The sequence below is a fragment of the Pseudomonas sp. GW821-FHT02A08 genome, assembly GCF_059422045.1.
The window spans coordinates 86,369-98,280 of record NZ_JBWKWD010000014.1; the positions used below are offsets into that span (position 1 = coordinate 86,369).

The window sequence follows — 11,912 nt, forward strand, 5'->3', positions numbered from 1 at the left end:
CAAAGCGCTTTGGGACCAGGTGACGCGAGGGGATTACTTTTTGCCCAGGGTGATCTGCTTGGACGGGCCGAACGTCTGGCCGCTGACGCCTTTGGCAATTTGCTGGATTTCACCGCCGGACTTGAGGAACGCAGCGATCTGGCTGTTGATCGATTCGCTGGTTTCGACGGCTGGAGCTGGCTTTGCTTTGCTGGTGGATGCTTTTACGCGCATGGCGGCCATTAACCTGTAGAAAATTAACTTGGCCAGGCATCGTACAGGAATTACCTGATAATTGCTTGGCAAATATCCCCTCGGCATATTCGTGAGGGCGGGGTAATTAGTCACCGGCCAATATTCGAAATATGCACCTAAGCCGCTGTTTTAACTAAGAACATTGCCTGAAAAAATACCGCGTGACGCTTGCCTGGGCATGGCGTAAATGCCCGGAGCGGCCTGACGAGCGGCCAGGCGCGGGATGAAAACCCGGGAAAATTAAGGGTTTCAGAGGATTTTCTCGTGCCACCGGGCCGGCTGCCGAACGCAGCGCTTAAAACCGGGTAGAATGCCGCCCACGCAATGAGGGTATTGGACATGGCTTTAGTCGGGCGTTACAACAGTTTGCAAGTGGTTAAACACACTAACTTCGGATTATATCTGGACGGTGGCGCGGATGGCGAAATCCTTCTGCCTAATCGTTATATTCCAAAAGATATTCCTACCGAAGATGAAGACTGGCTCAACGTTTTTATTTATCTGGACAGCGATGACAAACTCATCGCAACTACTGAAAAACCTAAAGTTCAAGTCGGTGAATTCGCCAGTTTGAAAGTTGTTGAAGTCAACAGCATCGGCGTATTCCTGGACTGGGGGTTGCCCAAAGACCTGTTGCTGCCGTTCTCCGAAGAGAAGCGCCAGATGACGGCGGGCGAGTATGTGGTAGTGCACGTCTATCTCGACAAACACACCCGTCGCATCACCGCCACCGCGCGCCTGGACCGCTACCTGGACAAGACCCCGGCCAACTACACGGCGGGCCAGGAAGTCGATCTACTGGTGGCCGAAGCCACGGACATGGGCTTCAAGGCCATCATCAACAACAAGCATTGGGGCCTGATCCACAAGAACGAAATCTTCAAGTTCATGCGCGCCGGTAAAGAAGAAAAGGGCTTCATCAAGGAAGTTCGCGCCGACGGCAAGATCAGCCTGAGCCTGCAACCGGTCGGCCAGGAAGCGGCCACCAGCCTGAACTCGAAGATCCTCGCCAGGTTGCGCGAAAACAACGGCACCCTGGCGGTCAGCGACAAGAGCGATCCGGCGTTGATCAGCAGCCTGTTCGGTGTCAGCAAGGGCAACTTCAAGAAGGCCATCGGTGCGTTGTACAAGAATGGCCAGATTGTCATTCATGCCGATCGCATTGAGCTCAGTTGATGCGCTGACAAGACAGAGGGCCAGGATGGCGCAAGCAGAGAAGTCGAGGTCTCTGGCAGGCGGCATTTTCTGGCCTTCTGGTTAATAATCGACAACATGATTTTTCGCCCCGGTGATTTCTTTTCAACGAGAAGGCCGGGGTTTTGCTTTTACTGTCGAGTCTTTGCCATGGATTGTGTCTTCGAGGTGTTCCGGTGAGCGCCACTCGGCGCAGCGCCGACGGGTTTGCCCTGCAAGTGATGGTCGGGTTGTGCCTGGTCTGGGGCGTGCAGCAGGTGATGATCAAGTGGGCGGCGGCCGATATTGCGCCGGTGATGCAGGCGGCTGGACGTTCCGGTATGTCGGCGTTGCTGGTCGGGCTGCTGATCTGCTGGAAGGGCGGTTGGAACCAGGTGGGTGCGACCTGGCGCGGCGGTCTGTTGGCCGGTGCCTTGTTCGGCCTGGAGTTCTTCTTCATTTCCGAAGGCCTGCAACTGACCACGGCGGCGCACATGTCGGTGTTCCTCTACACCGCGCCGATTTTCACCGCATTGGGGGTGCACTGGCTGCTGCCCAGTGAGCGATTACGGCCGCTGCAATGGCTGGGGATTGTCCTGGCCTTTATCGGGATTGCCATTGCGTTTGCCGGCGGGGTGTCCTGGGACAACCTTGATTACCGCATGTTGATGGGCGATGCCTTGGGTGTGCTGGCGGGTGCCGCCTGGGGCGCGACCACGGTGGTGGTGCGCGCCTCGCGCCTGTCGGAAGCGCCGGTGACCCTGACGCTGTTTTATCAGTTGATTGTCGGCTTCTTCGGCTTGTTGTTGATTGCGCTGCTCAGCGGCCAGATCACCCATGTCAGCCTGACCCATGTGGCGGTAGCCAGTGTGTTGTTTCAGGGCGTGGTCGTGTCGTTCTTCAGTTACCTGATCTGGTTCTGGCTGCTGCGCCGTTACCTGGCGGCCAACCTCGCAGTGTTTTCGTTCATGACGCCGTTGTTCGGCGTCACCTTCGGTGTGGTACTGCTCGGTGAGGAGCTGAGCCTGAACTTCGTCATCGGTGCCGTGCTGGTATTGGCGGGCATCACTTTTGTCAGTGCCGAGCAGTGGTTGCGCCGTCGATTGCGCAAAGCCCTCGGGCAGCACTGACGAGCGACAGACCGCCGGCGATCAGCAAGCCGCAGCCGGCGACCACCAGCGCCGGTTGCAAACCGCCACTGAAATGACTGCTCAGCGCCGCCAGCAATGGCCCGCTGAGCTGACCCACGGCAAAGCAGGCTGTCAGCAGGCCGGCATTACGCTGGGTGGCATGGGGCGCCAGTTCCCGGGAACGTTGCATCACCAGTTGCATGCAGGCCAGGAACGGCGTGCCGCACAGGATCACACCCAGCGCCAGACCGGGCCCGTTGCCCAGCAGGCAGGCGAACACGCCAGCGGCTTGCAGCCATAACGTCGCCATCAGCCAGTGACCCGTGACACCGGGTTTTTGCCGCCGCAGGCTCACCAGTACCACGCCGGTTGCCGCCGCCAAACCAAAGCATGGCCAGAACAGGTCGGCCTGCCATTGGCCATGGAATTGCGCATTGGCCATTTGTGACAAAAAGGTCGCCGGAATGATGTAGCCCAATCCGTACAAGGCATAGATCCAGCCCAGGCGAGCGATACCTTGATTGCCTGAGGCGCTGGCGCTGGGCACAGCCGTCGCGGTGACTCCCGGTTGTGGCAGGAACGGCAGGATCCCCAGCAGCATCGCCAGCCCTGCGGCGGCGTACACCAGCCACAAGGTGGCGGACGTCTGGCCCAGCAGATTCGAGCCAAGGGCCAACAGGCCTGTCAGAAAAATCCCCAACCCCGGTCCGGCGAATACCAGGGCACCGAGCCGAGGGCGACCGGCCGCTGCCGCGAGTGGCTGGCTCAGGGCGGTAATCATCACCAGCACCCAGGCGCTGGCCACGCCGGTGCCGAAGCGCAGCAGCAGATGCGACCAGAAATCATTGGCCCAGAACGACGCCAGGGTCAGCAGCACGCAGAGCCACAATCCGCCGAGCAAGCGTCGGCGCACTTGCGCCGGACGCCGGGAAAACATGGCGTCTACCGCACCAATGAAATAGCCGAGGTAGTTGGCGGCGGCGATCAGCCCGGCGGCCGTCAGGTCGATCTGACCTTCGCAAAGCAGGTGCGGCAGCTGCGGTGTCAGGGCAAAACGGCCGATGCCCATGGCCATCATCAGGGCAACGAAACTGGCGGATAAGCGGATCAGGGGAGACATGGTCTGGATTCCGTCTGGAGGATCAATGACCGTCAGGCTAGGACTGATTGACTTTCTTTAAAAATGAATAATAGTGAGTAACTTGTTCTTTTTTGGAGAATGCTGTGGAGTTCAGCCAATTGCGCATCTTCCAGGCAGTGGCGGAAGAAGGGTCCATCACCCGGGCCGCCGAACGGCTGCATCGAGTGCCGTCGAACCTGTCGACCCGGCTCAAACAACTGGAAGAGCAACTGGGCGTCGAATTGTTCCTGCGCGAACGTCAGCGTTTGCAGTTGTCGCCTGCGGGAAAAGTCCTGCTGGACTACACCGCCAGGCTGTTTGCCTTGCGCGACGAAGCCAGCGCGGCAGTGCAGGGCGGGCAACCGGCGGGCGACTTCGTGCTCGGCACCATGTACAGCACGGCGGCGATTCACCTTCCGGGGCTTTTGGCGCACTACCACCGGTTGTATCCGGCGGTGAACCTGCAAGTGCAATCCGGCCCCAGCGGTGAACTGCTCGAAGGCCTGCTCACCGGCCGGCTCGATGCGGCGCTGGTGGATGGCCCCCTGGAACTGGCCGGGCTCGACGGGGTGCCTTTGTGTGACGAGCGCCTGGTGCTGATCAGCGAGGCCGACCATCCGCCCGTGCGCAGTGCGCTGGATGTGCAAGGTCGTTCGGTGTTCACCTTTCGCCAGGGCTGTTCCTACCGCATGCGCCTGGAAGCCTGGTTCGCCCATGACCACGCGGCCATGGGCCGGGCGATGGAGATCGAGTCCTATCCGGGGATGCTGGCATGCGTGATTGCCGGTTCCGGTGTGGCGCTGATGTCGGAGTCGATGCTCGCCAGTCTGCCGGGCCGTGAGAGTGTGGCCGTGCATCCGTTGGCCGAACCGTTCGCCAGCGCTACCACCTGGCTGATGTGGCGCAAGGGCATGGTCGGGGCCAACCTGAATGCCTGGATCGAACAGCAACAGGTGGTTTTTCCGCCGGCACGGGTACGGGCACGGGAAATTGCCTGAACACAGGCTGATTGTGATGGATTCAGTAACAGATCATTGTGACTTTGCGCGAGCATTGCGTAGGACTTCGGACTATTATCTGTACGAAGGGGCTACAGAACTTTGGCCGCTCGGCATTACCCTGAAGGGGGCACCATGAAAGAGAAAATCCAAAACTGGCTGCATGATCTGGGCATTGCTCTCGGTTTGATCGAACCGCCTCTGCAACCCGTGCCGGTTCGTACTGACGACGAACAGCGTCGGCGCCAGCAGCGACGCCGGTAATGGCAGATAATATCTGACGGGTGAACGGTTTCCAGTGGCGAGGGAGCAAGCTCCCTTGCCGCTTCGTGTACGTTTGATCACCCGCCTTAGTACCGCCCGATTTCCAGCAAGAACCGACTCAAATCATTCGCCGTCCTGGCGGTCTTGAGCATCCGGTCTTCCTCCACCGTAAACGCCGTGACACCCAGTTCATCTTCCAGATGGAAGATCAGCTCTTCGATGTCTTTTTTATCCAGTCCCAACTGCGCCAGGCTGGCGTTGTCGTCGAAGTCATCCCGGCCCTCCAGCAGGCGGCTGATGTAGCGATGTACGACAGTACGAAGGGCAGCTTCTTTCATGATCGTTCTTCGAGGAGGTGGGTGTAGTTCTACCTGCCGGTGCAGTTCCTGTCGTTGAGTACAGCAGGCTTTAGCCGTGTGAGCGCTGCCATTGGTCGATCATGCTGCGTAAATGCTCCCCGGAAAAACTGCCGAAATGCCCGCCATGCACCGTGCGGATCGATAGCGCGTGCAAGCGTTGCAGGCTGCGGGCGTAGTCATCGAGGTTGGAATGGTAGGCGTCTTCGATCAGCGGGCCGTCGTAGATGATGTCGCCGCTGAACAAGGTCTCGGTGGCGGCTTCGTACAGGCAGATGCCGCCCGGTGAGTGTCCCGGTGTGTGCACGACCTGCAACACCCGATTGCCCAGGTCCAGTACATCTCCATCTTCGATAAACCCCGTGGCCGGTGCGGCCTTGACCCTGTATTCGGCGTAGCACAGCGGGCAATCGGGGTGCGCCTCGAACATGTCGTCGCCGACGAAGGCTTTGCTCAGGTCGTTGTCGCCATCGGGCGCGGCGAGAATGTCCGCCTCGGCGGGGTGCACCAGTCGTTCGGCGAACTCGTGATGACCGGCGATGTGATCGAAATGGCAGTGGCTGGCCACGGCCACCAGCGGCCGTTCGGTGATCCACGGCAGTTGCTCGCGCAGGCTGACCAGGCCCGAGCCGCTGTCCAGCAACAGGTCTTTGTCGCGGCCCTGGATGTGCCAGAGATTGCAGCGGTAGAAGGGGCGGATGTACGGCTCGTGAATCAGGCGGATGCCGTCGCTCAAATGTTTGACTTCGAACCACTGATCGCGGCTGACGATCTTCATGTGCAGTTTCCTTCAGGCGAAAAAAAACGAGTGTGGCAACCGACGCCACACTCGTCGAAGAAAGCATCGAGTCGTTATGTTTCAGCTTAGGCGGCGCTCGCCACCACTGCCGGGCGGCGGGACATCAAGCTCACCACCACGAAACTCACCAGGCCTACACCGAGGCTGTAGTAGATCGGGGTGTTGGCGTCCAGACCGTCCTTGAACATGAACAGCAGCGCGGTGGCGAAGCCCATGCCCATGCTGGCGATAGCGCCGGCGGTGGTGGCGCGTCTCCAGAAAATCGCGCCCATCAGCGGGATCAGCATGCCGCCTACCAACAGGTTGTAGGCCAGGGTCAGGGCGCTGATCACATCGTTCACGATCAGAGCGATGCCCAGTACCACGATGCCGGTCAACAGGGTGAACAGGCGGTTGATCGCCAGGCTCGACTGTTTACCGCCACGCAGTTTCGGTAGCAGGTCTTCGGTCAGGGTGGTGGCAGCGGCCAGCAGGCCGGCGCTGGCGGTGGACATCATGGCGGCCAGTGCGGCAGCGATCACCAGGCCACGGATACCGTCCGGCAGGGACAGTTTCACAATCGCGGCGAAGGCATTGTTGACGTTGTCCAGATCCGGGATCAGTACGTGTGCGGCCATGCCGATCAGGGCGCAGGCCAGGCCGTAGAGGATGCAGTAGATACCGGCCGCGGTACCGGCAACCTGAGCCACTTTGGCGGTCTTGACGGTGAACACCCGTTGCCAGATGTCCTGACCGATCAGGATGCCGAAGAAGTAGATCATGAAGTAGGTGATGATGGTGTCCCAGCCGATGGTGGTGAAGCTGAAGCTCGCCGCCGGCAGTTTCAACACCAACTCATCCCAACCGCCGACGCGGTACAGGCAGATTGGCAACAGGATGAACATCAGGCCGACAGTCTTGATCACGAACTGGACGATGTCGGTCAGGGTCAGCGACCACATGCCGCCAATGGCCGAGTAGATCACCACGACGCCGCCGCCGAGCAGTACCGAGATCCAGAACGGCAGGCCGAACAGCACTTGCAGCACGGTGCCGATTGCCAGGATCGAGGTCACGCCGATCATCAGCGCGTAGGCCAGCATGATCACCGCGCTCGCCGAGCGGGCCATCGGGTTGTAGCGTTTTTCCAGGACCTGGGTAACGGTGTAGATCTTCAGTTTCAGCAGCGGTTTGGCGAGGAACAGGTTCAGCGCCACGATCCCGCAACCCAGGGCCGCACACAGCCAGAAGCCGGAGATGCCATGCACGTAGCCCAGGCGCACGGTGCCCACGGTGGACGCGCCGCCCAGGACGGTGGCAGCCATGGTGCCCATGTACAGGCTTGGGCCGAGGTTACGACCGGCGACCAAAAAGTCTTCGTTGGTCTTGGCCTTGCGCATGCCGTAGTAGCCGAGTATCAGCATCGCGGCGGCGTAGATGAGTACGACGAATAAATCCAAAGCCATTATGGCGTGTCTCCGATTGTCTTTTTTATGTGGATCAAAAATATTTCTGTGGCGCAGCTCTCTGTGGGAGCGGGCTTGCTCCGGGCGGCGCTCCGACGAAAGCGGTCTGTCAGTCACATCAGTGTTGAATGTGCCGCCGTCTTCGCGAGCAAGCCCGCTCCCACAGGTCTTGTGTTACATCAGGCGACTTGACGCATCGCCGGTTTAGCGAGCGAATCCGTGCTCTTGCTGCGAGGGTCGTTCGGACCGAACACTGCGCTCGACTCCGGGAACAGGCCCAGCAGCGCCAGGTACACCAGCGAGGCCAGGCCCAGGGTCACCGGCAGGCTGATGTCGATACCACCGGCCATTTCGCCCAGCGGCCCGACAAACTGACCCGGCAGGTTTACGAAACACAGGCCGACGGCCGCGCTCGGGATCCAGGCGCCCAGGCCACGCCAGTTCCAGCCGTGGGTGAACCAGTAGCGGCCACCTTTTTCGCCGCGGGTGAACACTTGCAGGTCATCCGGGCAGTAGAAGCCGCGACGCACCAGCAGGCCGATGATCATGATCACCATCCACGGGGTGGTGCAGGTAATGATCAGCACGGCGAAGGTCGACACGCTCTGCACCAGATTGGCCGCAAAGCGCCCGATGAAGATGAAGGCAATCGACATCACACCGATCAGCAAGGTGGCCTTGACCCGCGACAGCACCCGAGGGAACACGCTGGACATGTCCAGCCCGGTGCCGTAGAGCGAGGTGGTGCCGGTGGACATGCCGCCGATGACCGCGATCAGGCACACCGGCAGGAAGAACCAGCTCGGCGATACCGCCAGCAGACCACCAACGTAGTTGTTGGCCGCGATGTAGTCCGGAGCCTTGACCGCTACGATGGTCGCAGTGACGAGGCCGAACAGGAACGGGATGAACGTTGCGATCTGCGAAATCACCACCGCCGCCATGATGCGGCGCTTGGAGGTGTCACGGGGAATGTAGCGGGACCAGTCGCCGAGGAACGCACCGAAGGAAATCGGGTTGCTCATGGCCACCAGCGCAGCACCGATGAACGCGGCCCAGAAACCGGGTTGCCCCATGTTGACGGTGCCGGCGTAGTTCGCATCGAAGGGACCGGCGAAGGCGAAGATGCCCAGCAGGAACAGCAGGCTGGCACTCCACACCGCGATCTTGTTGACCCACAGCAGGAAGCGAAAGCCATAGATGCACACGGTCAGTACCAGGATCGCGAACAGACCGTAGGCCAGGCCCAGGGTCAGGTCGGTTTCCGGCAGGCCGATCAGGCGTTTGGCGCCACCGATCAGCGCATCACCCGAACTCCACACCGAGAGCGAGAAGAAGGCGATGGCGGTCAACAGCGACAGGAACGAACCGACGATCCGCCCGTGCACGCCGAAGTGCGCACCGGAAGAGACGGCGTTGTTGGTGCCGTTGATCGGGCCGAACAGGCCCATTGGCGCGAGGATCAGCGAACCGAGCAACACGCCCAGCACAATCGCCCAGACGCCCGCCTGGAAAGACAGGCCGAACAGTACCGGGAAGCTGCCGAGGACGGCGGTTGCAAAGGTGTTGGAACCACCGAAGATCATCCGGAACAAGTCCGTCGGGCCTGCGGTGCGTTCGTTGTCCGGGATCTGTTCGACCCCGTGGGTTTCAATCTGCGTAAGGCTTTGGTCGTTGTTGTTGTTATTCATGATCAGCTCCGATCATAAAGGCGCGCTCATCGTGCGTGAGCGTCACCTGTGTTGGCTAAGGGGGTGGCAGCCCTTCCGGCATCGCGGACAAATGTTCGTGGCAGGCCAGCCATAGGCCTTGTTGTTCTTGGCCAGACGCTTGTTTCTTGAAAACAATCGTCTCGCGCTCCTGGCTGAAGTGTTGCTCCCCTTGCATGCGCAACTCGGTGGCTACGTCATGGATGAAAATCGCCACGTCACCCTGCAGGCTGACGAAAGCGTTGCTTGAGGTGCACGAGAGCACCTCGAAGCCATCCTCGGCGCGCCAGCCGTCCCACATCGCCTGATAGGCGTCGCGCGACAGCAGGGGCTGTTCGAGGGTGTAGAAGACGAAGCTGGCGTCCGCGCTGAATGCGCCGAAGTAGGCTTCGCGATCGTTACGGGCGAAGGCGGATACCAGATCGGCAGCCGCTTTCAAAACCTGATCACGTTCGGTCATGACCCATCCTCAGCGGTGGACTACGCCAGGCAGTACGCAGAGCATTTCGTACAGCAGGTTGGCGGCCAGCAGCGAGGTGTTGCCGGTGGTGTCATAAGCGGGCGAGACTTCTACCAGATCGCAACCGACCAGGTCGAGGCCTTGGCAACCACGAACGATCTCGATCGCCTGAATGGTCGTCAGACCGCCGATTTCCGGGGTGCCGGTGCCAGGTGCCCAGGCAGGGTCGATGCCGTCGATGTCGAAGCTCAGGTACACCGGGCCGCCACCGACTTTCTCGCGGACTTCAGCCATCAAAGGCTCCAGCGATTTGTGCCAGCACTCTTCGGCCTGAACCACGCGGAAGCCCTGGTTGCGGCTCCAGTTGAAGTCGTCAGCGGTGTAGCCCTGGGCGCGCAGGCCGATCTGCACGACGCGGTCCGGATCCAGCAGGCCTTCTTCGACAGCGCGACGGAAGGTGGTGCCGTGGGCGATCTTCTCGCCGAACATGTGATCGTTCACATCGGCGTGAGCGTCGATGTGCACCAGGCCGACCTTGCCGTGCTTTTTATGGATGGCACGCAGGATCGGCAGGGTGATGGTGTGGTCGCCGCCCAGGGTCAGGGGGATCACGTTGTGTTCGAGGATGTCGTCGTAGGCTTCTTCGATGATGCGTACGGCGTCCAGCAGGTTGAAGGTGTTGATCGCCACGTCGCCGATGTCGGCAACCGACAGCGAGTCGAACGGCGCAGCACCGGTGGCCATGTTGTAAGGACGGATCATCACCGATTCGGTGCGGATATCACGAGGCCCGAAACGGGTGCCGGGGCGCAGGGAGGTACCGATGTCCAGCGGCACGCCTACGAAGGCGGCGTCCAGGCCGGCAGCGGTATTCAAATGGGGGAGTCGCATCATGGTGGCGATGCCGCCGAAGCGCGGCATTTCGTTGCCGCCCAGTGGTTGGTGAAGAATCTTGTCCACGGGTAGGGCCTCATCGTCGTTGTTTTATTTATAGGGTTGCGCCGTTCACGGAAGGTACGGGCACCGTTGTGGGGCGATTCTGCGAAATGTAGTGGCCGGGAAGAATCGCTACGGGCAAATACTTAGTTCAGATTTTTCTAAACTAATGACGAGGACGGCGATAGACTTGCCGTGTTCTCTGTAGCAGCTGTCGAGCACCGCGAGGCAGCGTTCGGCGGCGGAGCCGTCGTAAAAACCTGAACGCGAGGTTTTCCTGAAACAGCGCGTCGCCTGATTTCACGACGGCTTCGCCGCCGGACGCAGGCTTCGCCAGCTGCTACAGAGCGTTATCGTCCACCTGATTTTTGTGTTGCTGCTGGAGCCCTCATGGCCAACGCTTTACCCGACCTGAAACTTTTGCGCATCTTCGTCAGCGTGGTGCGCCATCAGGGGTTCGCCAACGCCCAGCAGGAGCTCAACCTCTCGACGTCGGCCATCAGCACCTACATGAGCCAGCTCGAAGCAGCCCTTGGCCTGGTGCTGTGTCATCGCGGCCGCGGCGGTTTCAGCCTGACCAGCAAGGGTGAGTTGTTCCATCAGGAAACCCTGCGTCTGTTGGGCGAACTCGAAGGCTTCGAGCAGTACGCCGCCGCCCTCAAGGGCGAGTTGCGCGGTACCTTGAACCTGGGGGTGATCGACTCCACCGTCAGCGACAAGGCCTTGCCGTTCGCCGAGGCCATCGGCGCCTACAGCCAGGAGCACCCGGCCGTGCACTTGCACCTGTCGGTGATGAGCCCTTACGAATTGCAACTCGGCGTGCAGGACAACCGCCTCGACCTGGCCATCGGCGCGTTTTCCACGCGCATGAGCGGCCTGGTGTACATGCCGCTGTACCGTGAACAACACTGGTTGTATTGCAGCACGCGGCATCCGCTGTTCAACGAGCGGCGCATCCCCGAGCAAGTCATTACCCAGCAGCGTATGGTCGGACGTGGCTACTGGAGCCAGGCCGAACTGGCGCGCCACGGTTTCAAGCACAGCGCCGCAACGGTAGAAAGTATGGAGGCCCAGTTGATTCTGGTGCTGTCCGGCGCCTACATCGGCTACCTGCCGGAGCACTACGCCCAGGCCTGGGCCGACAAGGGGGACTTGCGGGTGTTGCTGCCGGCGACCTTCGGTTACCAGGCGCCGTTCTCGATGATCGTGCGCCGGGGCCGTAGCCGCGAGCCGCTGATCCAGACCTTCCGTGATCTGCTCAAAGCACAACTGAATCAGGCGTAAAGAC

13 protein-coding genes are annotated in these 11,912 nt (G+C 60.6%); 5 read left to right on the forward strand and 8 right to left on the reverse strand.

The annotated features are described in order from the left end of the window. Positions 1-33: 33 nt before the first annotated feature. On the reverse strand, positions 34-222 hold the full coding sequence (locus tag AC07W4_RS12690) for a PFL_1563 family small protein (RefSeq protein ID WP_015096330.1): 189 nt from the start codon (positions 220-222) through the stop codon (positions 34-36). 351 nt (positions 223-573) lie between these two features. On the opposite strand from AC07W4_RS12690, the gene AC07W4_RS12695 reads away from it, so the two are divergent. Together AC07W4_RS12695 and AC07W4_RS12700 are read left to right on the forward strand one after the other, a co-directional pair. Beyond that, positions 574-1,410, forward strand: coding sequence for a CvfB family protein (locus AC07W4_RS12695; RefSeq protein ID WP_007984894.1), 837 nt, complete (start codon positions 574-576; stop codon positions 1,408-1,410). A gap of 194 nt (positions 1,411-1,604) precedes the next feature. After that, positions 1,605-2,537: a DMT family transporter gene (locus AC07W4_RS12700; RefSeq protein ID WP_008046826.1), complete on the forward strand. Its 933-nt coding sequence runs from the start codon at positions 1,605-1,607 to the stop codon at positions 2,535-2,537. On the opposite strand, the gene AC07W4_RS12705 is transcribed toward AC07W4_RS12700, so the two are convergent. Then, a complete protein-coding gene (locus AC07W4_RS12705) occupies positions 2,482-3,657 on the reverse strand; it encodes an MFS transporter (protein ID WP_495032641.1) in 1,176 nt (391 codons plus the stop codon). The genes AC07W4_RS12700 and AC07W4_RS12705 overlap by 56 nt on opposite strands. A gap of 104 nt (positions 3,658-3,761) precedes the next feature. Between AC07W4_RS12705 and ptrR the strand changes: the two genes are divergently transcribed. Continuing rightward, positions 3,762-4,655, forward strand: coding sequence for a putrescine utilization regulator PtrR (gene ptrR / locus AC07W4_RS12710; protein WP_223445903.1), 894 nt, complete (start codon positions 3,762-3,764; stop codon positions 4,653-4,655). A 135-nt stretch (positions 4,656-4,790) separates the two neighbouring features. Then, positions 4,791-4,919: a PA1414 family protein gene (locus tag AC07W4_RS12715; protein WP_495032642.1), complete on the forward strand. Its 129-nt coding sequence runs from the start codon at positions 4,791-4,793 to the stop codon at positions 4,917-4,919. A gap of 86 nt (positions 4,920-5,005) precedes the next feature. Here AC07W4_RS12715 and AC07W4_RS12720 read toward each other — a convergent pair whose 3' ends face one another. The 6 genes from AC07W4_RS12720 to speB all read right to left on the reverse strand — a co-directional run bounded on the left by AC07W4_RS12720 (position 5,006) and on the right by speB (position 10,648). Beyond that, positions 5,006-5,257: an acyl carrier protein gene (locus tag AC07W4_RS12720; protein WP_495032643.1), complete on the reverse strand. Its 252-nt coding sequence runs from the start codon at positions 5,255-5,257 to the stop codon at positions 5,006-5,008. A gap of 70 nt (positions 5,258-5,327) precedes the next feature. Beyond that, entirely contained in the window at positions 5,328-6,053 is a 726-nt protein-coding gene (locus AC07W4_RS12725) for an MBL fold metallo-hydrolase (RefSeq protein WP_008046822.1), read from the reverse strand. 86 nt (positions 6,054-6,139) lie between these two features. Next, complete coding sequence (locus AC07W4_RS12730; protein WP_495032644.1) at positions 6,140-7,519, reverse strand: sodium:solute symporter family protein; 1,380 nt, start codon at positions 7,517-7,519, stop codon at positions 6,140-6,142. 179 nt (positions 7,520-7,698) lie between these two features. Beyond that, positions 7,699-9,210, reverse strand: coding sequence for a purine-cytosine permease family protein (locus tag AC07W4_RS12735; RefSeq protein ID WP_495032645.1), 1,512 nt, complete (start codon positions 9,208-9,210; stop codon positions 7,699-7,701). A gap of 55 nt (positions 9,211-9,265) precedes the next feature. Next, a complete protein-coding gene (locus AC07W4_RS12740) occupies positions 9,266-9,688 on the reverse strand; it encodes a YybH family protein (protein ID WP_495032646.1) in 423 nt (140 codons plus the stop codon). A 9-nt stretch (positions 9,689-9,697) separates the two neighbouring features. Next, on the reverse strand, positions 9,698-10,648 hold the full coding sequence (speB, locus tag AC07W4_RS12745) for an agmatinase (protein WP_008018246.1): 951 nt from the start codon (positions 10,646-10,648) through the stop codon (positions 9,698-9,700). A gap of 366 nt (positions 10,649-11,014) precedes the next feature. On the opposite strand from speB, the gene AC07W4_RS12750 reads away from it, so the two are divergent. Continuing rightward, complete coding sequence (locus AC07W4_RS12750) at positions 11,015-11,908, forward strand: LysR family transcriptional regulator (RefSeq protein WP_007972518.1); 894 nt, start codon at positions 11,015-11,017, stop codon at positions 11,906-11,908. The last annotated feature ends 4 nt before the right edge of the window (positions 11,909-11,912 follow it).